Origin of the sequence: Sorangium sp. So ce119 (genome assembly GCF_051524405.1) — a bacterium.
GTDB lineage: Bacteria > Myxococcota_A > Polyangia > Polyangiales > Polyangiaceae > Sorangium > Sorangium cellulosum_G.
In genome coordinates, this window is sequence record NZ_CP150310.1 from 9789429 (window position 1) to 9815562 (window position 26134).

At 71.9% G+C, this 26134-nt stretch carries 20 protein-coding genes; 12 read left to right on the forward strand and 8 right to left on the reverse strand.

The window, feature by feature from the left end:
• Positions 1-8: 8 nt before the first annotated feature.
• The 3 genes from WME76_RS36950 to WME76_RS36960 form a co-directional block, all read right to left on the reverse strand.
• On the reverse strand, positions 9-866 hold the full coding sequence (locus tag WME76_RS36950) for a hypothetical protein (protein WP_437956885.1): 858 nt from the start codon (positions 864-866) through the stop codon (positions 9-11).
• A 441-nt stretch (positions 867-1307) separates the two neighbouring features.
• A complete protein-coding gene (locus WME76_RS36955; RefSeq protein WP_437956886.1) occupies positions 1308-2699 on the reverse strand; it encodes a sigma-54-dependent transcriptional regulator in 1392 nt (463 codons plus the stop codon).
• Between the two features lie 58 nt (positions 2700-2757).
• Positions 2758-3966 (reverse strand): cytochrome P450, encoded by a 1209-nt coding sequence (locus WME76_RS36960; protein ID WP_437956887.1) that lies wholly within the window; start codon positions 3964-3966, stop codon positions 2758-2760.
• 269 nt (positions 3967-4235) lie between these two features.
• Here WME76_RS36960 and WME76_RS36965 point away from each other — a divergent pair, with 269 nt between their 5' ends.
• The 3 genes from WME76_RS36965 to WME76_RS36975 all read left to right on the forward strand — a co-directional run bounded on the left by WME76_RS36965 (position 4236) and on the right by WME76_RS36975 (position 9702).
• Positions 4236-5135 (forward strand): PAS domain S-box protein, encoded by a 900-nt coding sequence (locus WME76_RS36965; protein WP_437956888.1) that lies wholly within the window; start codon positions 4236-4238, stop codon positions 5133-5135.
• A gap of 73 nt (positions 5136-5208) precedes the next feature.
• Complete coding sequence (locus WME76_RS36970; protein WP_437956889.1) at positions 5209-6768, forward strand: NCS1 family nucleobase:cation symporter-1; 1560 nt, start codon at positions 5209-5211, stop codon at positions 6766-6768.
• Between the two features lie 147 nt (positions 6769-6915).
• Positions 6916-9702: a hypothetical protein gene (locus WME76_RS36975; protein ID WP_437956890.1), complete on the forward strand. Its 2787-nt coding sequence runs from the start codon at positions 6916-6918 to the stop codon at positions 9700-9702.
• Positions 9703-9708: 6 nt separating this feature from the next.
• Here WME76_RS36975 and WME76_RS36980 read toward each other — a convergent pair whose 3' ends face one another.
• Positions 9709-11301: a sensor histidine kinase gene (locus tag WME76_RS36980; protein WP_437956891.1), complete on the reverse strand. Its 1593-nt coding sequence runs from the start codon at positions 11299-11301 to the stop codon at positions 9709-9711.
• Positions 11302-11527: 226 nt separating this feature from the next.
• Here WME76_RS36980 and WME76_RS36985 point away from each other — a divergent pair, with 226 nt between their 5' ends.
• From WME76_RS36985 to WME76_RS37005, 5 genes are all read left to right on the forward strand, one after another.
• The gene (locus tag WME76_RS36985) at positions 11528-11950 is read left to right on the forward strand and encodes a hypothetical protein (protein ID WP_437956892.1); all 423 of its coding nucleotides are present in this window, start codon (positions 11528-11530) and stop codon (positions 11948-11950) included.
• Positions 11951-12163: 213 nt separating this feature from the next.
• Entirely contained in the window at positions 12164-12580 is a 417-nt protein-coding gene (locus tag WME76_RS36990) for a thiol-disulfide oxidoreductase DCC family protein (RefSeq protein WP_437956893.1), read from the forward strand.
• A gap of 164 nt (positions 12581-12744) precedes the next feature.
• A complete protein-coding gene (locus WME76_RS36995) occupies positions 12745-14172 on the forward strand; it encodes a sigma 54-interacting transcriptional regulator (protein WP_437956894.1) in 1428 nt (475 codons plus the stop codon).
• Positions 14173-14330: 158 nt separating this feature from the next.
• Positions 14331-16484 carry a bifunctional serine/threonine-protein kinase/formylglycine-generating enzyme family protein gene (locus WME76_RS37000; protein ID WP_437956895.1) on the forward strand — a complete coding sequence of 718 codons (2154 nt, stop codon included), beginning with the start codon at positions 14331-14333 and terminating at the stop codon, positions 16482-16484.
• Positions 16485-16658: 174 nt separating this feature from the next.
• A complete protein-coding gene (locus WME76_RS37005) occupies positions 16659-17219 on the forward strand; it encodes a hypothetical protein (RefSeq protein WP_437956896.1) in 561 nt (186 codons plus the stop codon).
• Between the two features lie 118 nt (positions 17220-17337).
• On the opposite strand, the gene WME76_RS37010 is transcribed toward WME76_RS37005, so the two are convergent.
• From WME76_RS37010 to WME76_RS37020, 3 genes are all read right to left on the reverse strand, one after another.
• Entirely contained in the window at positions 17338-19437 is a 2100-nt protein-coding gene (locus tag WME76_RS37010; RefSeq protein WP_437956897.1) for a caspase family protein, read from the reverse strand.
• 54 nt (positions 19438-19491) lie between these two features.
• A complete protein-coding gene (locus tag WME76_RS37015) occupies positions 19492-19629 on the reverse strand; it encodes a hypothetical protein (RefSeq protein ID WP_437956898.1) in 138 nt (45 codons plus the stop codon).
• A 180-nt stretch (positions 19630-19809) separates the two neighbouring features.
• Positions 19810-20094, reverse strand: a complete 285-nt coding sequence (locus WME76_RS37020; protein WP_437956899.1) for a peptidoglycan-binding domain-containing protein — start codon at positions 20092-20094, stop codon at positions 19810-19812.
• A gap of 397 nt (positions 20095-20491) precedes the next feature.
• Between WME76_RS37020 and WME76_RS37025 the strand changes: the two genes are divergently transcribed.
• On the forward strand, positions 20492-20866 hold the full coding sequence (locus WME76_RS37025; RefSeq protein ID WP_437956900.1) for a hypothetical protein: 375 nt from the start codon (positions 20492-20494) through the stop codon (positions 20864-20866).
• Between the two features lie 187 nt (positions 20867-21053).
• On the forward strand, positions 21054-21740 hold the full coding sequence (locus tag WME76_RS37030) for a hypothetical protein (protein WP_437956901.1): 687 nt from the start codon (positions 21054-21056) through the stop codon (positions 21738-21740).
• A 64-nt stretch (positions 21741-21804) separates the two neighbouring features.
• On the opposite strand, the gene metG is transcribed toward WME76_RS37030, so the two are convergent.
• On the reverse strand, positions 21805-23919 hold the full coding sequence (gene metG / locus WME76_RS37035) for a methionine--tRNA ligase (protein WP_437956902.1): 2115 nt from the start codon (positions 23917-23919) through the stop codon (positions 21805-21807).
• A gap of 162 nt (positions 23920-24081) precedes the next feature.
• Between metG and WME76_RS37040 the strand changes: the two genes are divergently transcribed.
• Positions 24082-24693 (forward strand): Dps family protein, encoded by a 612-nt coding sequence (locus WME76_RS37040; RefSeq protein ID WP_437956903.1) that lies wholly within the window; start codon positions 24082-24084, stop codon positions 24691-24693.
• Positions 24694-24816: 123 nt separating this feature from the next.
• The gene (locus WME76_RS37045; protein WP_437956904.1) at positions 24817-26115 is read left to right on the forward strand and encodes a phytoene desaturase family protein; all 1299 of its coding nucleotides are present in this window, start codon (positions 24817-24819) and stop codon (positions 26113-26115) included.
• Positions 26116-26134: the final 19 nt, after the last annotated feature.

The window sequence follows — 26134 nt, forward strand, 5'->3', positions numbered from 1 at the left end:
GAAGGCGGTCAGTTGGCGACGAACGTGCAGCACCCGAGGACGCAGGAGTAGCCGGCAGAGCACGCGTCCCCGTTGCTGCAGGGAGCGTCGCACGTCCAGGCGGACCCACCTTCCCCGCCGTCCGGATCGCCGCTGCTGCCGCCGGTCCCGCCCGTGCCGCTGCTGCTGCTGCCGCTGCTGCTGCTCGTGCCGCCGTCGTGGCCGCAGCCACCCGCGCCGCTGCCGGTGCTGGTCGTGCCGCCGTCGCTGCCGCCCGTGCCGCCGGTGCTCCCGGTGCCGCCATCGCAATCACAGTCGCCGCCGTCACCGCCGCCCGTGCTGCCGGAGCTGCCCGAGCCGCTGCCGGGCCCGTCGTCGCAATGGCCAGGGCCGATGCCGCCTTCGTTGAAGTCCGCGAGCGCGCCCGAGAGCGAGACGGCGGCGTCGGCCGCGCTGCCGCGCTTCACGCCGTACGGGAGCCGGCCGTCGGCGTCCTTGTTGGCGGCCATCCACGCCTCGGCGTCCGCGAGCGCCCCGCCGAGGGCGGCGTCGCTCGCGCCGCTCGCCACGTTGAGCAGCGCGGCGATGAGCTGGTGGCCCACGATCAGGCTTGCATCGCCCTTCGGGGGCGTCCGGAAGAGCTCCAGCAGCTCCTCCTGCGAATACGCCACGCCACCGATGGTGAGCGACGACACAGGCCAGCTCTCCTCGTGGTTCTTCCAGTAGCCCTGCGTGAGCGTGCAGCCGTCGCCCTCGGACGTGGGGGGAGTCGCGACCACGTTGCCGCTCCCCTCGCCGACGCGATCGGCGCCGGCGAGCCCGCAGCCGACGAGGGCAGATCCGACCAGCGACAGACAGCCCACAAGCATCATTCTGCTAAGCGCCATGACTCCTCCTGAAGTTGCTCGAATGGTGATGTTCGCTGCGCGAGCGGCGAGCGAGCGAGCGACATCGCACGTGCTGAGCGGCCGGCGTCGTCCCGATCGGTCCGAGCTGGTACCTTGTCGCCCAGGTTCGTCCCTGGTCCGAGAGGGGAAGAAATTGAACCACAGAGGCACAGAGGGCACAGAGGAGAGAATAGAATCTTTTCTCTCCTCACTTGTCTTCCCTCTGTGCTCTCTGTGCCTCTGTGGTTCCCTCTCTCCTGAGACCAGGGACGACCCTGGGCGGCGCAGTACGAGCTGCAGATCATGACGAACCGCGCTCTCGGTCCCTTCAGTGCCGGCCCGAGCTCGGCGCGGCTCATGTTTTTGTGGGTGCCCGCCGATTGCGGTTGCGTTTTCAGGTGAGCAGATTTTTACCTCACCACCGCATCCTCGCCCGGCCCATCACTTCAGCCCGTACCGATCCATCTTGTTGAGCAGCCCCTGGCGCGACAGCCCGAGCCGCGCCGCTGCCTGGCTCCGGTTCCCCTGGGTCGCCCGGAGCGCGGCGGCGATCTCCCGCCGCTCCAGCGCCGCGATCTTCTCCTCCAGCGTCGCCCCCTCGCCCGGCTCGTCGCCGCCCGCGGCCGCGGCTGCGGGCGCGCCGCCTCGCCGCGCCGGGGAGAGGTCCTCCTCGAGGATCTCTCCCCTTCCCCCGGCCATCACGAGCGCGCGCTGCATCTCGTGGCGGAGCTCGCGCAGGTTGCCGGGCCAGTCGCACGCCTCGAGCCGCCGCATCGCGCCGGGCGATATCGCGGTCGCGGGCGAGCGCGGCACGAGCGCCCGCGCCATGTTCAGGAAGTGCTGCGCGAGCAGCGGCAGATCGCCCACCCGGTCGGCGAGCCGCGGCAAGGCGATCTCGATCCCCCGCACGCGCCAGTAGAGGTCGTCGCGAAAGGTCTTGTTCGCGACCATCGACTCCAGCGCCCTGTGCGTGGCCGACACGATGCGGACGTCCACGGTCTCCGGGCGCGCCGCGCCCACGGGCAGGATCTCGCCCGTCTCGAGCACGCGCAAGAGCTTCACCTGCAGCGCCGGATCCATGTCGCCGATCTCGTCGAGGAACAGCGTCCCTCCGTCCGCCTCGACGAACAGGCCGGGAGCGTCCTTGATCGCGCTCGTGAAGGCGCCCTTCCTGTGGCCGAACAGCGTCGACTCCAGCAGGGTCGGCGCGAGCGCCCCGCAGTTGACCGCGATGAACGCCCTGTCCTTGCGCCGGCTCCTCGCGTGCAGGTACCGGGCGAACACCTCCTTTCCGGTCCCCGACTCGCCCGTGATGAGCACCGGCACGTCGGTCGGCGCCGCCCGCTCGCACAGCGTCCTCGCCTCGAAGAAGGCCGCCGACTGCCCGAGCAGCGCCGAGGCGTCGCCCTCGCGGGCGGTGAGCGAGCGCTCGAGCTCCGCGACCCGGTCCTCCAGCGCGAGGCGCGCCGCCGCGCGCGCGACAACGGCGAGCAGCACGTCGGGGTCGACGGGCTTGGCCAGGAAGTCGTACACGCCGCGCTGGACGAGGTGCAGCGCGAGCGGCGTCTCGCCCGCGCCGGAGACGACGATCACCTTGGCCGCGGGCCGCTCGGCGAGGATCTTCTCCGCGAGCGCCGCGCCCTCCTCCGGGCGGCCCGACGGCGGCAGCATGAGGTCGAGCACGACGAGGCGCGCGCTCGTCCGGCGGAGCTCCGCGAGCGCCTTCGGGGCGACCCCGGCCTCGGCCACCGCGTAGCCCTCCTGCGCGAGCAGCTCGCGGTAGGCGTCGCGGAACCCGGGGTCGTCGTCGATGAGCAGGACAGTCTCGGTCACGGGTGACCGTACCGCGCCGCCGGGGCGCGGATCCAGGCCTGTCCGGGGCCTCCGCGCGCTACCTGGCGGGGCGCGCGCACCGGACCGGCATCGACTTCACGCCGCTCACCCAGTTCGAGCGGAGCCGCACGGTCGGCCCGGCGAGCTCGAGATCGGGGAGCCTGCGCAGGAGCTCCTCGAACGCGACCCGCGCCTCCAGGCGCGCGAGCGCGAGGCCCAGGCACACGTGGGGGCCGACGCCGAAGGAGAGGTGCTCGTTGGGCGTCCGGCCGACATCGAATCGATGCGGATCCCTGAAGACCGCCTCGTCGCGGTTCGCCGAGACGTACCAGAGGACCACCTTGTCCCCGGCCGCGATCCGCTGCCCGCCCACCTCGGTGTCCCGCACCGCCGAGCGCCGGAAGTAATAGACAGGCGGCGAGAAGCGCAGCATCTCCTCGATGGCGGTCGGGAGGAGCGAGGGATCCGCGAGCAGGCGCCGGCGCTGGTCGGGGTGCTCGATCAGCGCGAGCATCCCGCTGGAGATGAGGTTCTTCGTGGTGTCGTGGCCGGCCGTCAGCAGCAGGTTGAAGAAGCCGCCGAACTCCGTGTAGGAGAGCTTCTCGCCGTCCACCTCGGCGGTCATGAGCAGGCTGAGCATATCGTCCCTGGGCGCCCTCCGCCGCTCCTCGGCGAGCCTGTGGGCATAGGCGTTCATGTTGTGGAGCGCCGCGTTCAGCTCCTCTGGCGTGACGCCGTGGTCCGGGTCGCTGGCCCCGAAGAACTGCGTCGTCCAGGTGAGCATCTGCTCCTGATCCTCGCGGGGCACGCCGAGCATCTCGAGGATCACGGCCAGGGGGAGCTTGCCCGCGATGTCGCTGGCGAAGTCGCACCCGCCGCGCGCGCACGCCTCGTCGATGAGCCCCGTCACGAGCTCCCGCACGTGCTGCTCGAGCCGCTGGATGACACGGGGCGCGAACCCCTTGTTGACCAGCGCGCGGAAGCGGGCGTGCCGGGGCGGGTCCATCATGATCATGACATCGGGGTTGTCGCGCATGTCCCCCGGCTGGAAATCCTCGATGAAGAGGCCGCGCCCCGAGCAGAACGCGGCCGGGTCGCGCGAGATGCGGGCGACGTCGGCGTGCCGCGTGATCGCCCAGAACCCCCTGCCCGCGGGCTCGGGGTGCCAGTAGACGGGCGCCTCCCGGCGCAGGATCTCGAAGCGATCGTGCGGCGCGCCCGCCAGGTAGAGGTCTGGATCGAGGATATCGATGGTCCGAGGGGTCATCCGGGCAGCGTATCCTCACCGGAGCTTCGCACGGTATCGGAGCGCACGATCGGCGACGGTGCGCTCGCGTACGTCGACCGAACGTGAAGGTCGTGCGGTGTCGGAGGCGCTGCGCGCGGCGAGCGGACGTCCGAAGTTCGCCCGGGGCAGCCTTGCTTTTGGTACGGTGGCTGGGAAGGGCGCCGCCTTCCATCTGCGCTTCGAGGGACCACGGGATCATGAACGAGGTCGGTGCGAGAACCGGTGCTGCTGCAGAGACGGAGCTGGAGATGCTCCGTCGGCGGAATGCCGAGCTCGAGCGGGAGCTCGCCGAGAAGCGGCGCGTGGAGATCGCCCTGCGGGAGAGTGAGGCCCGCTACCGGGGCATCGTCGAGGACCAGACCGAGCTCATTTGCCGCTTCCGGATGGATGGCACGCTGACCTTCGTCAACGAGGTGTACTGCCGCTACTTCGACAAGACGCAGGAGGAGCTGGTCGGTCACCGCTTCACGCCGCTCGTCCCTGACGAGGACCGGCTGCTCCTCGACCAGCAGTTCGCGAAGCTCGGCCCCGACAACCCCATCGTGCACACCGAGCACCGGGTCGTGCGCCCGGACGGATCGACCCGCTGGATGCACTGGACCAACCGCGCCCCGCTCGGCGAGGGGGGGCCGGACGCCGAGTTCCAGGCGATCGGCGTCGACGTCACCGATCGCCGGCAGGCGGAGGACGAGGTGAGGCGCCTCAACGCCGAGCTCGAGCTGCGCGTCGCGGAGAAGACGATGAGGCTCGAGCAGATGGTCCGCGAGCTGTCCGCCCCGCTCATGCCGGTGGCGGATCAGGTCATCGCGATGCCGCTGATCGGCATTCTCGACAGCGCCCGCGCCGCGGCGGCGCTCGAGACCCTCCTCCACGGGGTGATCGCGCACAACGCCGCGACGGTGGTCCTGGACATCACCGGCGTCGGCGTCATCGACGCCCAGGCCGCTGACGCGATGAGCCGGCTGGCCAAGGCGGTGAGGCTCCTCGGCGCCCAGGTGGTGCTCACCGGCATCCAGCCGCGCATAGCGCAGACGCTCGTCGACCAGGGCGTCGGTGTAGGCGGCGTCGTGACGCTGCGGACGCTGAAGGAGGGTATCGCGTTCGCCCTGCGGCGCGGCCCCGCCGGCGCGGGGCCGCCGGCCCGCTGACGGGTCGCGCCGAGGCGTCTATCCTCTATTGGATCTCACGCGCTGTCGTGTAGCCTGATCGATCATGGCGCACATGGACACGACTGCCCGACCCGACGTGCAACCCGCAGATCAAGGCGCCAGAACCAGCGACGGCTTCCACGGGCTAGAAGGCGAGTTCGACCCCCGCACCATCAACGAAGACATCGCGCCCGTGCGCTCGAGCCAGCGCAAATGGGGGATGAAAGACATCGCCGCACTGTGGATCGCCATGTGCGCCTGCACCCCCACGTACATGCTCGCCTCGGGTCTGATCGCCGAGGGCATGAGCTGGGTGCAGGCCGAGCTCACGATACTCCTCGGCAACGTCATCGTGCTGCTCCCCATGATCCTCAACGCGCACGCGGGCACGAAGTACGGCATTCCGTTTCCCGTCTACTGCCGGAGCGCCTTCGGCGTCCGAGGGGCCAACGTGCCCGCGGTGCTGCGAGCCCTCGTGGCCTGTGGCTGGTTCGGGATCGGGACATGGCTCGGCGGGTGGGCCATCTACAAGATCGTCGCTGTCTTCATGCCGTCGATAGAGCAGATGCCGGTGACGCCGCTCGGCGTCAACGCCCCCCAGCTCGCCTGCTTTCTGCTGTTCTGGGGCATCAACGTCTGGATCATCTACATGGGCATCGAGTCGATCCGGATCCTGCTCAACATCAAGGCGCCCCTCCTGGTCGCCCTCGGCCTCCTGCTGCTCCTGTGGGCGTACAACCGCGCCGGCGGGTTCGGCCCCATGCTCGAGAAGCCCTCGTCGTTCGCGCCGGGGCAACCCCGGGAAGGCCAGTTCTGGAGCTTCTTCTTCCCCGCGCTGACAGGGATGGTCGGCTTCTGGTCCACCCTCGCGCTCAACATCCCTGATTTCACGCGCTACGCGCGCTCGCAGCGCGATCAGGTCCTCGGCCAGGCCGTCGGCCTGCCGCCCACCATGGCGTTCTTCTCGTTCATCGGCGTCGCCGTCACCTCCGCCACGGTCGTCATCTACGGCGAGACGATCTGGGATCCCGTCGTCCTGCTCGCGCGCTTCGAGAGCCCTGTCGTCCTGATCGTCTCGCTCGCGGCGCTCAGCATCGCCAACCTGGCGACGAACATCGCCGCGAACGTGGTGAGCCCGGCCAACGACTTCTCGAACCTCTGGCCGTCACGGATCTCCTTCCGGACCGGCGGCCTCATCACCGGCATCCTCGGGATCCTGATGCAGCCCTGGCGGCTGGTCAGCGACCCCACGGGGTACATCTTCACCTGGCTCGTCGGCTACTCCGCGCTTCTAGGCCCCGTGGGCGCGATCCTGATCGCGGAGTACTACCTGATCCGGAGGACCAGGCTCGATCTCGTCCAGCTCTACAAGCGGGAAGGCACCTACTGGTACGCGAACGGGTGGAATCCGATCGCGATCGTCGCCCTCGTCGCCGGCGTCCTGCCCAACTTGCCTGGCTTCCTCGGCACCCTCAAGGTCGTGGAGGTGTCCAGCGCGTGGATGGACTTCTACCATTACGCCTGGTTCTCGGGCTTCTCGATCTCGTTCGTCGTCTATACGGCGCTCACCTGGATGCGCCGCCCGGCCGCGGCGCTCGTTGTGGGCCAGGAGCCCACGACGGAAGACCTGTAACACAGTGTAGAGCGCTCCTTACGAGGGCATCTCGCCCTGGAAAAGTGTCTTACCAAACAACCCTATCATGATTTGAATCTTCTCTCTTGCCAGGCGACTATACTCTTATGTCATCATTGTATGTTCCTCCAGCCTCCGAGGTGCCCAATGATGAAGCTCGTTCTCCTGTCGCTCCCGGCGCTCGCCCTGGCCGCCTGCGGCGACACCGGCACGCCTTTCGACGAACCCCGCGCTGCCGGGAGCGCCCCGAGCGCGCTCGCCGCCGTCCCGTCCTACACCCTCTTCGAGAGCGGCCAGGTCCGCCCTCTCGCCCTCTCGCCCGACGGGTCGACGCTCTTCGCCGTCAACACGCCGGATAACCGGCTGGAGATCTTCAGCGTCAGGAGGGGAACGCTCGAGCACCGCGCCTCGGTCGCCGTCGGCCTGGAGCCCGTCGCCGTCGCGGCCCGCAGCGACGACGAGGTCTGGGTCGTCAACCACCTCTCCGACAGCGTGAGCGTGGTCGACGTCTCGCAGCCCAGGAGGCCCCGCGTCGTGCGCACCCTGCTCGTCGGCGACGAGCCTCGCGATATCGTCTTCGCGGGCGCCGGCAAGGACCGCGCCTTCATCACCACCGCGCACCGCGGCCAGAACAGCCCTGTGGACCCGGCGCTCACCACGCCGGGCGTGGGCCGCGCCGACGTCTGGGTCTTCTCCGCGTCGAGCCCGAGCGCGGCGCCGCTGACCATCATCACCCTCTTCAGCGACACGCCGCGGGCGCTCGCTGCGACGCCCGACGGCGCGCGCGTCTACGCGGCGGCCTTCCACTCGGGCAACCGCACCACGGTGGTGGAGACCAACGTGGTGAACCTGGGCCTCGGCCTGCCGCCGCCGACCACCAACATCGCCGGCGTCGCGCAGCCCTCGGCGCCGCTCATCGTCCGATTCAACGGCCAGCACTGGGTGGACGAGCTGAATCGCTCCTGGGACGACAAGGTGAACTTCGCGCTGCCGGACAAGGACGTCTTCGTCCTCGACGCCCTGGCCGACCCGCCCGCGCCGGTCGCGGGCGCCGCGGGCGCCTTCGGGGGCGTCGGCACGATCCTCTACAACATGGCGGTCAACCCGGTGAGCGGGCGCGTCTACGTGGCCAACACGGAGGCGTTCAACGAGCAGCGCTTCGAGGGCGCCGGCGTCTTCGCGGGCCACACCGTGCGCGGCCGCTTCAACCACAACCGCATCACCGTGCTCGATCCGGCGACGGGCGCCGTGGTCCCGCGGCACCTGAACAAGCACATCGATTACAGCGCGTGCTGCGCGCCGGTCCCCAACGCCGAGAACCGCAAGAGCCTCGCGCTGCCTCAGGGCATGGCCGTCTCGGCGAATGGAAAGAGGCTTTACGTCGCCGCGCTCGGCTCGGACAAGATCGGCGTCTTCCAGACCGCGGCGCTCGAGGCCGACACCTTCGTGCCCAGGCTCGCGCGCCAGATCCCCGTCTCCGGCGGCGGGCCGACCGGCGTGGTGCTCGACGAGGCGCGCGGCCAGCTCTACGCCCTCACGCGCTTCGACAACTCCATCGCGGTCATCGACACCGACGTCCGGGCCGAGGTCGCGCACGTGCCCATGTACAGCCCCGAGCCGGAGAGCGTGGTCCGCGGCCGCCGCTTCCTCTACGACGCCTCGTTCTCGTCCAGCCACGGCGACTCGGCCTGCGCGAGCTGCCATGTCTTCGGCGACGGCGACAGCCTGGCGTGGGACCTCGGCGACCCGGACGCGCTGACCACGCCGATGCCAGGCCCCTTCGCGCTCGATCCGACGATCTTCGGCCAGCCCGCCGAGTTCGCCGCGCTCAAGGGGCCGATGACGACGCAGCCCCTGCGCGGGATGGCCAACCACGGTCCGATGCACTGGCGGGGAGACCGCACCGGCGGCAACGACGCGCCGAGCGCGCAGCCGGACAGCGGCACCTTCGACGAGGACGCCGCGTTCAAGAAGTTCAACGTCGCCTTCGTCGGCCTGCTCGGGCGCGACGCGCCCATCCCCGCGACGGACATGCAGGCGTTCACCGACTTCGTCCTCCAGGTGATGTACCCGCCCAACCCGATCCGGCGGCTGGACAACACGCTCACCGCCGATCAGGCGGCGGGCAAGGCCTTCTTCACCCTGCCGCCCAGCGAGGGCGGCCCCTGCGCTTCATGCCACGTGCTCGATCCAACGGCCAACGCCGAGCACGGGGTCCAGTTCCCGGGCTTCTTCGGGACCGACGGGCGCTACACGTTCGACTTCATCTTCCAGAGCTTCAAGGTCGCCCAGCTCCGCGGCCTCTATCAGAAGGTGGGCATGTTCGGCATGGTGCAGAACCCCCGCTTCAACGATCGAGACAACCAGTTCCAGGGCGATCAGATCCGCGGGTTCGGCTTCGCCCACGACGGGACGGTGGACACGGTCTTCCGCTTCCACGATCAGCGCGGCTTCAACGAGGCCCCGGGGATCGCCGGCTTCCCGCCGGGCGAGGCGGGCGACGTGCTGCGCCGGCAGGTGACTTCGTATCTGCACGCCTTCGACAACAACCTCGCGCCGATCGTCGGCCAGCAGGCCACGCTCGCCGGCGCGAGCGATGTGGCGGCCGAGCAGCGGGTGGACCTCATGATCGCGCGCGCCAGCGCGGGCGAGTGCGATCTCGTGGTGAAGGGCCGCATGGGCGGCGAGGAGAGGGGGTTCCTCTACCAGCCGAGCGATGGCAAGTTCCGCAGGAACAGGGCGGGGAGCGCCGCGATCGGCGACGCGGCGCTGCGCCAGCGCGCGGCCGAGGGGCACGCGCTGACCTACACCTGCGCGCCGCCGGGCGCGGGGGTGCGGATGGCGCTCGACCGCGACGGTGATGGGGCGCTCGACGGGGACGAGGAGGACGCCGGGACGGATCCGGCGGATCCGGCGAGCATGCCCCCCGGCTGAGCGACCTCACCCCGCCTCGGCCCCCCGCCCGGGCCACCGGGCCTCGAAGCGCGCGCCGCCTGCCGGCGCGCGCTCGTGGCGCAGCGCGCCCCCGTGCCGCTCCAGCCAGCGCGCCGCGACGGCCAGCCCGAGGCCGGTGCCCGGGTGCTTCGCGTCGCGCCCGCGCCCCGTCACGAACGGCTCGAACAGCCTCGCCTCGATCTCCTCCGGCACCCCCGGGCCGTTGTCCTCCACGCGCACGACCACGGAGCCGCCCTCGCCGCGCGCGACGCGGACGCGGATCCGCCCCTCGGGGCTCCCGTCGAGCGCGATGGCCGCGTTCTGCAGGAGCGCCGTGGCGACGTCGAGGAACGCCCCGCGGTCGGCCTCGACGAAGACGGCCTCGCCGGCCTCGGACGCGATCTCGATGGTCGGCGCGCCCTCGCCGACGATCTGCCGCACGTGGCTCGCCGCGAGCCGCAGCGTGGAGAGCACGTCGACCTCGCTCACCTCGAGCGGCCTCGGGCGGCTGTAGCGGAGCAGATCGTCGAGGAAGCGCCGCGCCCTGTCGACCTGGGCGCGCAGCGCGGCCACGGTCTCGGCCTTCGCGCCCTGCCGCTCGAGGAGCTTCGCCTGGGCGGCGATGACGCCGAGCGGATTGCGGATCTCGTGGGCCACGGCGCTCGCGAGCCGCCCGAGCTCGGCGAGGCGCTCGGCCTGGTCGGCGCGGACCTCGACGCGCTCGACCTCGTCGGCGAGGTCGCGGACGCCGATCGGCCTGTCGAAGAGCCGGCGCCCGAGGTGCTCGACGACGAGCATGCGCAGCGGGTCGAGCGGGAGCGCGGCCAGGAAGATGACGAAGGCGAGCCAGGGGAGCGACGCGCCGCCGCCGGGCGAGAGGTGCGGCAGCAGCTTGAAGAAGGCGGCGAGCCCGAACGTGGACAGCAGCGCCGTGAGGGCGGCGTAGGCGAGCCCCTGCAGGACGACGCGGCGGGATCGCCCGAGCTCGCTGCTCAGCACGGCGTAGGCGACAAGCAGGATCGCGGCCAGGAGGAGCGGCGCGGCGACGATCACGTCGCCGAGGCCGGTCACGCGCAGGATCACGACGAAGCCGCCCCCGAGCGTCGCGAGCACGCTGCCGAAGAAGAGCGCGGCGAGGCGCCGCTGCTGTAGCCGCCGGGCGCCGAGCACCGCGCGCCCGAGGCGGACGCCGATCGCGATCGCGGTGACGCCCATGACGACGGCGAGCGGGAAGAACAGCGGGCCGGGCGAGCGCGCCGCGGGGCCGTAGAGAAGGCGCGGGGAGACGGCCCCGAGCAGCGCGACCGCGGCGCTCACGGCGTAGGCCACGGCGACGGGGCGGCGCGAGGTGCCGGCGACGTCGGCGTACGCGTGCGCGAGGCCGGCGGCGAGGATCATCCCGCTCGGGAGGACGTGCTCGGCGAGGCGGAGCGTGCTGTCGGTCTCGAGGAGGATGAGCCCCGTGATCCAGAAGGCGAGGAAGAAGCAGAGGGCGACGAGGCCGCGGCCCACGTTGCGGCCGAGGCGCAGCGCGGTGACCGCGACGGTCACGACGACGGCCCAGAGCGGATAATAGGCGAGGGCGACAAGGGGTCTCACGGGGCCTCGGCGGGGTGGGTCGGCGGGGTGGGAGGCGGCACGATAGCGCCGGAGGACGCGGGGGTGCGAGGTATCCACGGCGTGGACAGGGGGTTGTCCACGCGCTGGGCGCCGGGGCGGGCGCGAGGCGGGCGCGAGGGTTCGACGGGGCGCGCCGGAGCCTCGTTTGCGCGTGGATCCTGGGGTGGCACGAGGGCTGCTGAGGGGGGTGTCGAGGAGACGGAGCATGGAAATGGAAATGGCAGGCGCCTTCGAGGGCTATATCGTCGCGGTGTACGGGGCCTATGCGATCATCAGCGTCGGACTGACGATCTGGATCGCGCGGACGCTGTTCAAGAACGGAGCGGTGTTCCTGGAGGACGTGTTCGCGGACAACCCGAGGATGGCAGAGGCGGTGAACCGGCTGCTCGTGGTGGGCTTCTACCTGGTGAACCTGGGATATGCGTCGCTCATCCTGAAGGCCGACCCCTCGACGACGGTGGCGGGCGGGATCGAGGTGCTGTCGTCGAAGCTCGGGCTCTTGCTGCTCTCGCTCGCGGTCATGCACTTCGGGAACCTCTACGTGTTCCACCGCATTCGCCGGCGCGCGAAGCTCGCGGTGCTGCCGCCGCCGGTCGCGCCGCAGATGCGGATGGAGGCGCGCGCGTAGGGAGGGAGTGCGCGAGCGCGGAGGGCGGGAGGCGGGGAGGAGACGAGGGGGGGTCACGGAGGGAGCGCGCACGCGCACGAAGAGGAAGAGGCGGTTACGGAGAGAGCGCACACGAGCACGAGCACGAGCACGAAAGACGGAAGATGAGAGACCGAAGAGGAGAGAAGGAAGAGGGGAGACGGGAGCCTGCTCCCCGTTCAGAGGAGAAGAGCCATGATCAAGCGGATCACCGTCCTCTATGACGCGGACTGCGCGCTGTGCGTGCGATGCCGCCAGTGGATGGAGCGCCAGGCAGCGCTCGTCGAGATCGAGTTCCTGCCCGCGGGGTCGGGCGAGGCGGCGGCGCGGTTCGGGGCCGTGCCATGGCTCGGCGAGGACCTCGTGGTGGTCAGCGACCGCGGCGAGGTCTGGGCCGGCCCGGCGGCCTTCATCGTCGCTCTATGGGCCCTCGAGCCCTACCGCGAGTGGTCGTACCGGCTGAGCGGCGACACGCTCTCGAAGGTGGCGGAAGGCTTCTTCCACGCGCTCTCGGGCAACAGGAAATGGATCGCGGGCTGGTTCGGACACCCATCGTGCGCGGGCGGATCCTGCAAGCTGCCGGGCGCGCCGGCAGCGGGGCCGTTTCGCTGAGCGGAGCGGAGCGCGCCCGCGACCACCGCAGGGAACCGAGGCCTGGACCGGCGCGACGATTCCAGCGCCACGAAAGTGGCCGCAGGCGCCGCCGCGGGGCGCGCGGCGCCGACGAAGCCGTCCGCGTTCCTGGCGACCTCCCCGATGCGCTATTTGTCCTGTGCATGCCCCAGGATGTCCCCAAGAGCGGCAGGCCAGGCGGCGTCGCGGTCGACGCGACGACCGAGGAGAGGGCGCCTGTGATCCGGCGCGGCCCGGCGCAGGTGTTCCGCCTGCGGCTGGTTTACTCCAGCGACGACATCCTGAGCCCGCCGGCCCTCTTCACCCCGTCGCGCGGCGCGACGCCCGTGGGGCGCGACGTGCAGAGCGGCATCCGCGTGCCCCGCGACGGCCGCGCGTCGCGGCTCCACGCGACGCTCCACAGCGACGCGCTCGGCCGGCTCCGCGTCGTCGACGAGAAGAGCCGCAACGGCACCCACGTGAACGGGCAGCGCGTCGACGAGGCGCTGCTGGAGGACGGCGACGTGCTCTCGATCGGCGACTCGCACTTCGTGGTCCGCGCCGAGCCGGAGCGCCAGCCCGACGCTCCGGTGCCGTCGCTCCTCGGCGACGCCCCGTCGATGCGCGCGCTGCGCGCCGCCATCCACCGCGTCGGCCCCGCCGCGGTCACGGTGCTGCTCCTCGCCGAGAGCGGCTGCGGCAAGGAGGTGGTGGCCCGCGCCGTGCACGACGCCAGCGGGCGGCGAGGGCCGTTCGTGGCCGTGAACTGCAGCGCCATCCCCGAGGGCCTCGCCGAGAGCCAGCTCTTCGGCCACCTGGCCAACGCGTTCAGCGGGGCCGTGGCCCGCCCGGGGCTGTTCCGCGCCGCCGACGGCGGCACGCTCTTCCTCGACGAGGTCGGCGACCTGCCGCAGGCGGTGCAGCCGAAGCTCCTCCGCGTGCTGCAGGACCGGATGGTGCTCCCCGTCGGCGCGACGGCCCCGGTCGCCTGCGACGTGCGCATCGTCGCGGCGACGAACCGCGACCTCACGGCGGACATCGCGGCGCACCGCTTTCGCGGCGACCTCTTCGCGCGCCTCTCGGAGTTCCCGCTCGGGATCGCCCCGCTCCGCGCGCGGCGCGAGGACATCCTGCCCTTGCTCGAGCACGCGCTCGGCGCGCCGCGCCCGCGGATCAGCGCCCCGCTCGCGGAGGCGCTGCTCCTGCATCCGTGGCCGTTCAACGTGCGCGAGCTGCTCGCCCTGGCCGCCCAGCTCCGCATCCGCGGCGGCGAGGCAGACGTGCTGGATCTCGAGCTCGTGGCCGACCGGCTCTCGCCCTCGCCGCCCGCCGGAGCGGCCGCGGCGCCGCGAGGGACGTCCAGCGGCCCGCCTGCTCCACCACCGGACCGCAGGGCGCCCGCCGAGGACGAAGAGGAACGCGGCGAGACCGACGAGCGGGAACCCCCGCCCGACCGGGAGCAGCTCGAGGCGCTGCTCCGCGCGCACCGCGGCGTGGTGGCGGACATCGCGCGGGCGGTGCGCCGGTCGCGCAAGCAGATCTACCGCTGGATCTCCCATCACGGCCTCGATGTGCAGCGCTTCCGCGGCTGAGGTGCCGCCCCGGCTGTAGCGCCGCGCCCGCGGCATCCCCGGCGCGAGCGAGGCGCTACAGCCGGGGCGGCAGCTCGTGATCGCGGCCGCTTCACTGCGCGTTGCCCCGCTCGACCGCGACGTTCTCCGGAGCGATGCGCTGCGGTAAAGTTCGATCGATGCACGAGGAGCCCAGCGAGAGCGAGCCGGGGCGCCGCGCGGCGTCGCTCGTGGGATCGAGCATCGGCCAGTACCTCATCGCCGAGGAGATCGGGCGCGGGGGGATGGGGGTCGTCTACCGGGCGGTCCACCGCGGTGTCGGGCGGGTCGCGGCGGTCAAGGTGCTCTCCAGCCAGCTCGCCCAGGACGCGAGCTCCCATCGCCGGTTCACCAACGAGGCGCGGGCGCTGAGCCTCGTCGATCACCCGGGGCTCGTGAAGATCTTCGATTTCGGCGAGACGCCCCGGGGCGAGCCGTACATCCTCATGGAGTACCTCCGGGGCGAGCTGCTCCGGACCCGCATCGCGCGGCGCGAGCGGCTCGATCTGCCGGAGGTGCTCCACATCGCCCGTCAGGGCGCGTCCGCGCTCTCGGCGGTTCACAGGCACGGGATCGTCCACCGCGACCTGAAGCCCTCGAACATGATGCTCGTCGCCGACGACGAGGCGCCCGGCGGCGAGCGGCTGAAGCTGCTCGATTTCGGCATCGCCCGGTTCGCCGGCGACGGGGCCGATCTCACCGCGCCGGGCTCGGTGCTCGGGACGGCGGTGTACATGTCGCCCGAGCAATGCGCCGGTCAATCGTCGGTGGACGGCCGATCGGACGTCTACTCCCTCGGCGTCGTCCTCTACGAGCTGCTCGCCGGGGAGCCGCCGTTCAAGGGGGAGCCCGTCGAGGTCCTGCGCATGCACCTGTTCCGGGATCCGCGGCCGCTGGAGTCGGTGGCCCCCGAGGTCCCGCGCGAGATCGCGCGCCTCATCGAGCGCATGCTGGCGAAGGAGCCGTCCCGGCGGCCGGACATCGCCGAGGTGAACGACGCCATACGCCGCGACGGCGCGGCGCCGGCGACGCGGGCCGCGGCGTCCGCTCCTCCCGGGGCGTCGCTGGCGGCGGAGCCCGCCGGCAGGACGACCGAGCAGAAGATCGCCGCCCGGGCATGGACCACCCGCGTCGAGGTGCCCCCGCCGGCGGGCGCGCCGGCCGCCGAGGAGGCCGACGTCGCTCCGTTCGAGGCCGCAAAGTCGGTCGCCCCCGAGGCCGGGGCGCCGGCATCGCCGGAGGACGTCCGCGCCGCCCCGGCCGGCGGGCCCTCGCGCGCCGCGCGGCCCGCGCGGCGGCGGCTCCGCAGCGCCTCCGCGCTCGCGGCCATCGCGCTGCTCGCGAGCGGCTCCTATGGCCTGCTCCGCGCGCGCCGCGCCGACACCGCCGCCGCGCCCGTGACGCTGTCCGACATGGTACGGCTCGCGGGCGGCCCGTTCCGGATGGGGAGCACGCCCGCCGAGATCGACGCCGAGTGCGAGCGCCTCGGACCGAGGTGCCGGCGGGATCTGCTCGAGCGAGAGCAGCCGACCCGACAGGTCACCGTGTCCCCCTTCTACCTCGACGCTCACGAGACCACGAACGCCGAGTTCGCCGCCTGGCTCGAGCTGCTCGGGCCGACCCTCAAGGTGAAGGAGGACCCGGAGCACGGCATCGTGCGTTACGTGTACCATCCCGCCGAGAGCGCCGCTGCGCCGGACCTCCTGCTGGTCGATCTCTTCCCCGAGTACTCGGGTCTGCTTTACCGGCCCGGCAATCACTTCGCGCCGCGCCCCGGTGCCGAGCGCAAGCCCGTGGCCCAGGTGACGTGGGACGCCGCCTCGCTCTACTGCAAGGCGCGAGGCAAGCGCCTCCCCACCGAGGCCGAGTGGGAGTTCGCCGCTCGAGGAGCGACGTCGCGCAAGCATCCCTGGGGTGAGGCCCCGCCCCGCTGTGACGGGGTCGTCTTTGGCCGTTACGACAAGGGCGCGTGCCACGGCCTCCCGGACCTCCCGGAGAGGGATCGAGACGTGGGCACTGCCCCGCAGGACAGGACACCGGAAGGCGTCTGGGACCTGGGAGGCAACGTGGAGGAGTGGGTGCAGGATCGGTTCTTGCTACCCTATTATCCTGCATGTGGCGATTGCCTCGATCCCGTCGTGGAAGGTCCCGTGACATCGCTTGTGGACGACGTGCGCGTCCGCCGCGGCGGCTCGTGGCCGTCGTCCGACACGACGTCTCGCGGCGCGGCGCGGGCCCGCTGGAAGCGAGGCGACGTGCTCGCCGGCGTCGGGTTTCGCTGCGCCTCTCGCTGAAGCGCTCGAGGCCTGGGCGCGCGGGAGACCAGGAGATCGCCGCGGACGCGGCCGCCGCCGGCCGGGGCGCGGAGGCGATGAGCGCCTGGGCCCCGGCGCTCCCGCTCGCGCCTCTCCGGCGGTGCCTGTCTGATAATCGCCGTTTCATCACCAACGATCCAGGAGACAAGTTCCATGACGACCGACGGTCCTGACACGACGGACATGAGCGCTGCGCCGCCGAGCGAAGCGCCGGAAGAGACGGCCTCCGCGGAGGTGGACGAGGGCGCCGAGCCCACCCCGGACAGCGGGTTCCGCCGCCTGCCCTGGGATCTGCTGATCGCCGTCGACCTGTCGGGCGACGCGGTGGCGACGCTCCCCAGCGAGGCGACGGAGGACTTCGTGGCGCCGGAAGGCACGAGGATCGCCGCGCTGGGCGCCAGCGACCGGGACGCCTACGTGTACCTCGTCGTGGTGGCCGAGCCCAGCCTGGAGGTCTTCGTCTACGCGGAGGGCGGCGAGCCCCTCCGGGTCGAGGCCGGCGTGACCACGCGCGTCCCGTCCGAGGGATGGTTCACCGTACCGGCGGCCGGAAAGGTCCGCGTGATCAGCGCGCTGCGCCCCCTCAGCCGCGACGAGATCGCCGAGGCGCTCGACGGGCGCGCGCCGCCGGTGAAGGTCTCGACGGATGAGACAAGGATGACCGATGACCTGACCGCCTGGGAAGACGAGGAGGAGTATCCAGCCACCGACTGAAGAGCCGGCCCCGGCTCACGAGCCGCGCGCGGCGCGAATGCGGCGCGCGCGGCCCGCCTCTCGGCTCGTCGGCGCAGGCGCGGCGACGCGAGCGCCTCGCCCGCCGGGGAGCGGCGCGTCAGGCCTTCTGATCCCGGAAATCGGCGAGGATCATGCTCCCTGTCCCCTCGATCCTCGCGGTGGGGAGCTGGAGCGACATGGATTTTGCGCGGGTCCATTGCTGGACTCCATCGGTCACGTAGTAGCTCAGGTCATCGACGGTGACGAACCCCTTGGGGGGGCTGGAGCGGTCCGCCTTGCCGAGGAGGCCTTCGATGACGAACGACGTGAAGACGCCGAGCTTGGCTTCGGGGCGCTCCCGCGCCCTCTGCTGGGCCGTGCTGCCCGAGAGGACGGCGAGCCCCTCGGCGAGCTCGAAGACGTTATGGACGAAGGCAGGATCGAGGGCCGCGCCTCCCAGGTCGCGGCCGAGCTCGACCCCCGCGTGGCAGGCGTCCAGGAAAAGGACCTTCCGGCGAGCGGGGGACTCGAGGAGGATCTTCTTCACCTCCTCGACCGAGAGAGAGGACTCCGCGAGGGCCTCCAGGCCGGTGTCGCGAAAGAGGAGCACCGGTTTGCCATCGAGCAAGGTGCCATGACAGGAAAAGTGAACAAGGAGCATGTCATTCGGCCTGAGCCCGCGAGAGAAGCGGATCAGGTTGTTCTTGACGAGGTTGCGCATGGGCAGGAGGCTCTCGTCCTCGACGTCGTCGTGCATCGACATCACGTTGCGATACCCCAGCTTCTCCTCGAGGGCAGCGCGGAGCGCGACGACGTCGTCGACGCAGAAGTTCAGGTTTCCGATGTCTTTGTCGTCGTAACGACGGACGCCCACGAGGAACGCGTAACGGCCGGCGACCGGGCCGATCGCCTTCTCCTTCGCCGCGGCGATGGCGGCGAGGAGCTGCTCCTGGGCGCTGAGGCCGCCGGCGGCCGCCTGAGGGGCCGGCGCCGCCGCGGCGCCGGAGGACGCGGCCGGCGCCGCGGCATCCCGGTGGGGTGCGGCCGTCGCCGCGCCAGCGTCGTGCGGGCCCGGCGCGGGCGAGGCGGACTCGCCGGCGAGCTGCTCCGAGATCAGCGTCCGGAGCTCGTCGTGAAAGGGATAGAAGGTGTCCTCGGCGCCCTTGGTCGAGAAGCACTGAAGGAAAGGGCGGGCGACGCGCAGGAAGGTGGTCGCGTCGAGGCGGTCGCTCCAGCCGGCGTGCTCGGCGATGGCCGAGAGCGGCAGGGGCGACGGGGAGGAGCAGAGGACGGCGAGGCTGCGCCTGACCAACGCCTCCTGCTCGGAAGGAAGGTGGGTGACCTGGCGCCACAGCCTGGCGAAGACGTCGCGCAGGGTGCGGGGGAACGGCTCGGCGGCGCGGCGCTCGGGAGGTAGCCGCTTCAGCCACTCGGCGAGCTCGACGGAGTACAGCATGTTGCCCTGAGCGCGCTCCGCGGCCTTCTCGGCCACGTCGCCCGGGACCTGTAGCTCCCTGGCGACGCCGTCCCAGAAGGCGCGGCAGGCAGCGTGGTTCGAGGCGCTCCATCGAGGGGAGTCGAGGTCGATACGAGCGGGGGAGTACCGCGTCATCACGGAGAGGTCGACGATGGGCCGCGAGGAGGCGAGCAAGACGACCCGCGGCGGCAGCGGGACGGGCAGCATGCGGGCGAGCTCGGTGAAGCCCTGCTCGTCCTCGGCCTCGTCGAGGTCGTCGATCACGAGCAGGAGGCGCATGGACTCGGGCTCGAGCACGCGCGTCGAGACGCGCGCGAGGAGCTCGCCAAGGCGGCGATCGTCGCCCGCGTCCTTGTCGCGCACGTCGATGAAGCGGTCCTCGATCTGCTTCACGAGGGAGCGCACGACCGTCTCGGGGTCATCGAGCGCGCTGGTCCGGAGGAAGTGGCAGGCGACGGCCCAGCGCTCCTTCGTCCGGACCTTGCGCTCGACCACCTCGGCCCAGCGGGCGAGGTGGCGGCTCGCGCCGGCGATCTTGCCGCGCACGCGGTCCACGTCCGAGGTCGAGGAGACCCGCTGAACATAGCTGGCGAGGATCGCGCTCTTGCCCACGCCGGGGACGCCCGTGACCAGGACGCTGGTCGCGCCTCCCTGGATCAGGTCGTCGATTTCGCTGAGGACGTCATCACGGGCGAGGAGGCGGGGGTGGTTCTGGCGTTCGCCGCCGTCGTGCAGGTCCATAATCTAGTCGTGTCTCAAGTTCTCGAGTGCTGTCAAGGAGACATGGTCTCTGGCTCAGGGCGCGTCCGGGATCGAGGGCAGCGCCTCTCCCTCACGGGCCAGGTAGGCCACCGTCGTCACCCTGCCCTCCACGGGCTCGCCGAGCAGGGTCGCGAAGAAGCCGCCGTTCCAGAGGTGCGTCTCCGGGTTCATGAACGCGCGATGGAGAGCAATCCGCGCACCAGGCGCCCTGTCGGCTCGCCTGGTGCGCGGAGGACCTCGGAGGGGGTCCGGTGCGCCCCGCGCGCGGGCGGCCCGCGGGACGTCCCACCCCCGCCCGCGGGCCGCCCGCGCGCGCCCCGGCGACGGGAAACAGCAAGAGCGGAACCCGAGTCAGACGCCGGCGCCGGTGCTGTCGACGACCTCGATATCCGGGGTGAGGCCGTCGAGCTGGAGCGAGCTCAGCGTATCGTCGTCGGCGAAGCCCGAGGGCGAGCTGCCGATGAACTTCTGGTATGCAGCCACGGCCGCCTGGGTGTTCTGGCCGAACGCGCCGTCGGGGATGAGGCCAATCAGGCCGGTCTCCTGGCCGAGCGCGTTGGCGTTCTTGATCCACGCGTCGAGCTTGCGCTGCAGCACCGCGACCCCGGGGCCCCGCGAACCAACACCGAATCCCATGTTCTCCTCCTCGTCACATCCCGCTCGCCGCCGCGGCGCGACGGCGAGGTTTGCGTCCGCATTCCTTCGCGAGACCATCTCGCGACCGCGGCGGGACTCCTCCACCGGTGAGCAACCCATGTGCCGCCGCGCAGGACGGGATATCCGGGTCCGATCGCGCCGGGCGCGGCGCGTCCCATGGGACCGCCCGCGGGCGCGCGCGCCGCCCGCTGCGCGCGCCCCCGTGCTCGGGCTGGGGGACATGGCCCTGGCGCGGGCGCATGACCGCGCGACCGCGCTGCCTCGCGGCTGGCCCGGCCGTTGCCATCAAGCTCAGCGCGCGGCTCACCAGCAGCGCGGCGGACGAGAACAGGAGACATCGTGTCGACTGGAGGCCGTCGCGCGGAGGAGCCGTATCATGAAGGAGACACCTATGTTGAGGAATCGCTTTTCCGTGCTGAACCGCTGGGCCGTGGGGATGATGATCAGCTCCAGCGTGGGCCTCGCCTCGCTCCCCGCGCTCGCGGAGTCGTATGGCGCCGTGAAGGTCGAGTGCTGGGGCGACTGCACCTTGGTCAACCTGGGGCAGATCTGCGACAGGTTCGTGGTGGGATCCATCCCCGTCGCGGTCGCGTGCGACGACACCGCCTCGCCGGGCTCGGGTACGGCAGCGATCTGCGGCGGCGGCGCCACGTGCACGTCGTATGGAACGGCGGCCCGCGGCGATGCGTTGTCCGCCTACTGCGCCGACGGCGGCGGCAACGACGCCGTGATCACCTGCCGCGCGCCCTGAGCCTGCCCTTTCAGGCAGCCAGGGCCACGTCGTCAACGACTCGAGTCCGAGCACGGAAGAGGGGGCCGCGCCGCGCGCCGGCGGCGGCGCGACGCGGCCCTCGTCCGCTGGTCCACCTCCGCGGCTCGCGCGCCGGGCACAGCCCGCGCGCGCGAGCCGCGGCGCCGCCGTCATCCCGGAGGAGCGCATGCGAATCGTGTACGTACTCGGCGCCGCGGCCATGGTCACCGCGGGCTTCGGCCTGTGCGTCGCCAAGGTGCGGGCGCAGCAGCACCAGATCGACGGCCTCGGCGCGCGCGTCTCCGCGCTGGCCGAGTCGATCGAGCAGACCGACGCGCGGTGCGCGCAGGCGCGCGTCGCGGCCGTCTCCGCGGCGCGCCCCCGCGACGCGGGGCGCACCCGCGGCGCGGCGCCGCCCGACGGCGACGGCGCCGGGGCGCAGGACGCGACCGCGCCGCCGACGCGCGCCGACGCGGGGCTCGTCGCGGAGCACCGAAGGCCGCTCAACCTGGAGGACGCGCAGGACCGCGTCGAGCGTGTGTTTCTCGGGGAGGCCCCCGACCCGGGCTGGGCGCGGGAGGCCGAGCGCGCGCTGGAAGAGAGGCTCGCCGCCGCGCTGCCTCGCTCGTCGGCCATCCACGCCGTCGAGTGCCGCGCGTCGCTCTGCCGGGTCGAGGCGGCTCATCGCGATCCCACGGACGGAGGGAGGCTCTTCGACGATGCGTTCAAGAACCCGGCGTCGAAGGGCTGGAACGCGGACGTGTTCTCGACGCCGCCGCGCGTGGACGAGCGCGGGAACACGGTCGTCGTCATGTACCTCGCCCGCGAGGGCGAGGCGCTCCCGTCGCTCGAGCAGCGCGACGACCTCGACTGATGGGCAGGAGGCGCCCCCCCCGGGCGGCGCGCGGCCGCCCCCGAAGGCCCCCGAGAAGCTCGGCTCAGTGCACCCGCATCCCCGGCTTCGCCCCCGAGTCCGGCGACAGGATGTGCACCGTCTCATCCCCCGCCGCGAGCACCATCCCCTCGCTCAGCCCGAACTTCATCTTCCGCGGCGCCAGGTTCGCGCACACGATGACGAGCCTCCCGATGAGGTCCTCCGGCTTGTAATGCGCCTTGATCCCGGCGAACACCGTCCTCCGCGCCTCCCCGCCGAGCGACACGGTCAGCTTGAGCAGCTTCTTCGCCTCGGGCACGTGCTCCGCCGCGACGATGCGCGCCACGCGCAGGTCGACCTTGCCGAAGTCGTCGATCGTGCACTCCGGCGCGAGCGGCTCCTTCGCGAGCGCCGCGCCGTCGTCCTCGGCGGCCGCGCCCCCGCCCGCCGCGGGGCTCCCCGCCCCTTGCGCCCCCGCGCCCTCGGTCGCCGCCCCCGCGGCGGCCCCCGGCGCCGCCGCCGCCCCGCCCTGCACCGCCGCCTCGTCGGCAGGGCGGCTCTCCGCGACCATCTTCTCCACCGCTCCCGGATCGACCCGCTTCATGAGGTGCTCATACGCGGCCACCTTCGTCCCCACAAGCGGCGTCTTCGCGAGCTCCCACCGGTCCATCGCGCACCCGAGCAGCCGCCCGACGTCCTCGGCCAGCTTCGGCAGCACCGGCGCCAGGTAGATCACGAGCTGCCGGAACAGGTTGAGCGCCACCGTGCACACGGCCTGCACCTCCGCCTTCTTCTCCGGCTGCTTCGCCAGCGCCCACGGCTGCATCCGGTCGACATACTCGTTCGCCCGGTCCGCCAGCGACACGATGCTCCTCGTCGCCCGCGCATAATCGAACGCCGCGTACGCCGCCCCGATCGCCTCCCCCTCCGCCGCCGCCGCCGCGAACAGCCCCCCGTCGTCCGGGTAGGCCGCCGACAGCCCCGCCTGCGCCACGAAGCGCGACGACCGGCTCGCCAGGTTCACGACCTTGTTCACGAGCTCGGCGTTCACCTTGTTCACGAGCTCTTCCAGGTTCAGATCGATGTCGTCGACCTTCGAGCTCAATTTGCTCGCGTAGTAATAACGAAGGTACGCCGGGTCGAGGTGCTTCAGGTACGTCGAGGCGAGCACGAACGTGCCCTTGCTCTTCGACATCTTCTCCCCGTTCACCGTGAGGAACCCGTGCACCTGCACGCGCGACGGCAGCGTGAACCGCGCGCTCCGCAGCATCGCCGGCCAGAAGAGCGTGTGGAAATACACGATGTCCTTGCCGATGACGTGGACGATCTCGGTCTCCTCGGATCGCCACCAGTCGTCGAACGCCTCGCCCTCCCGGTCGCACCACTCCTTGCTTGCGGCCATGTACCCGATCGGCGCGTCGAACCAGACATACCAGTAGTTCCCGGGCGCGTCGGGGATCTCGAACCCGAAATAGGGCGCAGGGCGCGACACGTCCCAGTCGCGCAGCGGCTCCGACAGGAAGTGGCCCGCGAGGTAGTTCGCGATCTCCTTCGGCATCCGCCCCTCGCCCTGCGTCCAGGTCGCCAGGAACGGCCGCTCCGGCTCGATGGCCACCATGAGGTGCTGCGCGCTCCGCACCTCGGGCCGCGCGCCCGTCAGCGCGCTCCTCGGCTCGACGAGATCGGTCGCGGCGTAGGTCGAGCCGCACCGATCGCAGCTGTCGCCGTACTGGTCCGGCGCGGCGCACTTCGGGCAGGTGCCCTTGACGAAGCGATCCGCCAGGAACATCCCCTCCTTCGGATCGAAGAGCTGCGTGACCTCCTTCGTGGTCACCCTGCCGCGCTCGCGCAGCGACGCCCAGATCTCCTCGCACAGCGCGCGGTTCGCGGGGGAGTTCGTGCTGCCGTAGTGGTCGAACCGGATCTGGAACGCCGCGAAATCGCGCTGGTGCGCCGCGCTCATGTCGGCGATGACGTCGGCCTCGCTCCGCCCCTCCTGCCGCGCGCGGATCATGATCGCCGTGCCGTGGGTGTCGTCGGCGCACAGGTAAACGCACCTCCGCCCGGTCATCCGCCAGTAACGGGCGAAGATGTCGGTCTGCGTGTACTCGACGAGGTGTCCGATGTGGATGTGCCCGTTGGCGTAGGGCAGCGCGCTGGTGAGCAGGAGCCGTTTCATGCTGGGCTGGACTTTGCACGAAATCCCGGCCGGAGGCGAGCGGCCGATGGCGCCGCGCCCTCCAGCGACGCGCGCCCCAGAGCGGCCCGCGGACACTGCGGCCATGGACGGAGCGGGCTCAGGCTCTAGATACGTAGTGAACCGATCGACGTGGAGGGGACCATGGCAGCAAGGGGCCAGCAGCAGCGGCGTGGCAAGGGCGGAGAAGCGCGGGCGCTGGAGGCCCAGCCCGTCCTCCGCCAGCGAGGCAGGGAGATCCAGCCTTTCGGGACGCTCGTGGAATATCCGCTGGCGCTCGCCGCGAAGCCGCGCGCGGAGAGCGTCAAGGCGCTCAATCAGATCCTGTCGGACACGCTCGTCCTGCGCGACATGTACAAGAAGCACCACTGGCAGGTGTCTGGTCCGACGTTCTTCCAGCTCCATCTGCTCTTCGACAAGCACTTCAAGGAGCAGACCGCCCTCATCGACATGCTCGGCGAGCGCATCCAGATGCTGGGCGGCGTCGCGATCGCCATGGCCCACGACGTCGCGGAGGCGACGAAGATCGAGCGGCCGCCCCGCGGCCGCGAGCAGGTGCCCGCCCAGCTCTCGCGCCTGCTCGACGCGCACGAGGTCATCCTCGCCGAGACGCGCGAGGCGGTGGCGCTCGCGACCGAGAACCGCGACGACGGCACCGCCGACCTGCTCATGAGCGACGTCCTCCGCACGAACGAGATGCAGGTGTGGTTCCTGTCCGAGCACCTCGTCGACACGCCGCTCGTCCGCGCCACCTGAGCGCCCGCGCGCCGCTCCCCCCCTTCCCCGTCCGGTCCTCCGGGCCCGCCCCGAACAATCGACACGGCACGCGTAACCTTTCCGGGCCCCCGATCGTGGTACCGCCAGGAAAGGGAACATGTAATGCGCACTACAAAAGATGCGGTGGTGATCGGCGGCGGCCTCGCGGGCCTCGCCGCGGCGACGTACCTCGGCCGGGCGGGGCGGTCCGTCGCGCTCATCGAGAAGGCGCACGCGCCGGGCGGCCGCGCCGTCACGCAGCAGAGCCACGGCTTCTCGCTGAACCTCGGCGCCCACGCGCTCTACCGCGGGAGCGCCGCCGAGGAGGTGCTGCGCGAGCTCGGCGTCCGCTACACCGGCGCCCCGCCGCCCGCGTCGGGCGCGCTCGCGTTCGACCGCGGCGCCTTCCACACGCTGCCCTCCGGCGCCCTCTCGCTCCTCACGACGGGCCTCTTCGGCGTCGCCGCCAAGCTCGAGATGGCCCGCGTCCTCGGCGGCCTCGCCGCGATGAGCCCCGCGCCGCTCGCGTCGGTCCCTGTCTCGACCTGGCTCCGCGACACGTTCCGGACCCCCGAGGTGCGCCGCCTCGTCGGCATGCTCGTCCGGCTGACGACCTACTGCGCCGATGCCGACCGCCAGAGCGCCGGCGCGGCGCTCGCCCAGCTGCAGCTCGCCTTCAGCCAGGGCGTGCTCTACCTCGACGGCGGCTGGCAGACGCTCGTCGACGGCCTGCGCGACGCCGCCGCGGCGGCCGGCGTCGAGATCCTCACCGGCGTGCGGGCGACGCAGGTCGCCGTCGAGGGCGGCGCCGTCTCCTCCGTCGAGCTCGCGAACGGCGACCGCCTCGGCGCCGGCGCCGTCGTCGTCGCCGCGAGCCCGCGCGCCGCGGCCTCGCTCGTGCCCGGGAGCCCGGCGCTCGCCGCGCACGCCGAGCGCGCCGTCCCGGTCCGCGCCGCGTGCCTCGACCTCGCGCTGTCGAGCCTCCCCCGCCCGCGCGTCCGCGTCGTGCTCGGCATCGACCGCCCCCTCTACCTGGCGCTCCACTCGGCGTCCGCGCGCCTCGCCCCCGAGGGCGGCGCCTTGCTCCACGCGGTCCAGTACGGCCCCGAGCTCGCCGGCCGCGACGCCGAGCGCGAGCTCGAGGACCTGCTCGACCGCGCGCAGCCCGGATACCGCGCCGGGATCGTCGAGCGCCGCTTCCTGCCCTCGCTCGTCGTCTCGAACGCCGTGGTCACGGCGGAGGGGGGCGGCACTGCGGCGCGCCCCGGCGTCAGCGTCCCGGAGATCGACGGGCTCTTCCTCGCCGGCGACTGGGTCGGACCGACGGGCATGCTGGCCGACGCGAGCCTCGCCAGCGCGCGCGACGCCGCCGGCGCCCTCCTCGCGCGAAGCGCGCGCCGGGCGCTCGACCGCGCGGCGTGACGGGGTTACCCGGGCGTTC

Excerpts from the sequence above, each read along its gene's own strand:
- WME76_RS36950 (WP_437956885.1), bottom strand. The coding sequence starts at position 866 with ATGGCGCTTAGCAGAATGATGCTTGTGGGCTGTCTGTCGCTGGTCGGA.
- WME76_RS36960 (WP_437956887.1), bottom strand. The coding sequence starts at position 3,966 with ATGACCCCTCGGACCATCGATATCCTCGATCCAGACCTCTACCTGGCG.
- WME76_RS36965 (WP_437956888.1), top strand. The coding sequence starts at position 4,236 with ATGCTCCGTCGGCGGAATGCCGAGCTCGAGCGGGAGCTCGCCGAGAAG.
- WME76_RS36970 (WP_437956889.1), top strand. The coding sequence starts at position 5,209 with ATGGACACGACTGCCCGACCCGACGTGCAACCCGCAGATCAAGGCGCC.
- WME76_RS36975 (WP_437956890.1), top strand. The coding sequence starts at position 6,916 with ATGATGAAGCTCGTTCTCCTGTCGCTCCCGGCGCTCGCCCTGGCCGCC.
- WME76_RS36985 (WP_437956892.1), top strand. The coding sequence starts at position 11,528 with ATGGAAATGGAAATGGCAGGCGCCTTCGAGGGCTATATCGTCGCGGTG.
- WME76_RS36990 (WP_437956893.1), top strand. The coding sequence starts at position 12,164 with ATGATCAAGCGGATCACCGTCCTCTATGACGCGGACTGCGCGCTGTGC.
- WME76_RS36995 (WP_437956894.1), top strand. The coding sequence starts at position 12,745 with ATGCCCCAGGATGTCCCCAAGAGCGGCAGGCCAGGCGGCGTCGCGGTC.
- WME76_RS37000 (WP_437956895.1), top strand. The coding sequence starts at position 14,331 with ATGCACGAGGAGCCCAGCGAGAGCGAGCCGGGGCGCCGCGCGGCGTCG.
- WME76_RS37005 (WP_437956896.1), top strand. The coding sequence starts at position 16,659 with ATGACGACCGACGGTCCTGACACGACGGACATGAGCGCTGCGCCGCCG.
- WME76_RS37010 (WP_437956897.1), bottom strand. The coding sequence starts at position 19,437 with ATGGACCTGCACGACGGCGGCGAACGCCAGAACCACCCCCGCCTCCTC.
- WME76_RS37015 (WP_437956898.1), bottom strand. The coding sequence starts at position 19,629 with ATGAACCCGGAGACGCACCTCTGGAACGGCGGCTTCTTCGCGACCCTG.
- WME76_RS37020 (WP_437956899.1), bottom strand. The coding sequence starts at position 20,094 with ATGGGATTCGGTGTTGGTTCGCGGGGCCCCGGGGTCGCGGTGCTGCAG.
- WME76_RS37025 (WP_437956900.1), top strand. The coding sequence starts at position 20,492 with ATGAAGGAGACACCTATGTTGAGGAATCGCTTTTCCGTGCTGAACCGC.
- WME76_RS37030 (WP_437956901.1), top strand. The coding sequence starts at position 21,054 with ATGCGAATCGTGTACGTACTCGGCGCCGCGGCCATGGTCACCGCGGGC.
- metG (WP_437956902.1), bottom strand. The coding sequence starts at position 23,919 with ATGAAACGGCTCCTGCTCACCAGCGCGCTGCCCTACGCCAACGGGCAC.
- WME76_RS37040 (WP_437956903.1), top strand. The coding sequence starts at position 24,082 with ATGGCAGCAAGGGGCCAGCAGCAGCGGCGTGGCAAGGGCGGAGAAGCG.
- WME76_RS37045 (WP_437956904.1), top strand. The coding sequence starts at position 24,817 with ATGCGCACTACAAAAGATGCGGTGGTGATCGGCGGCGGCCTCGCGGGC.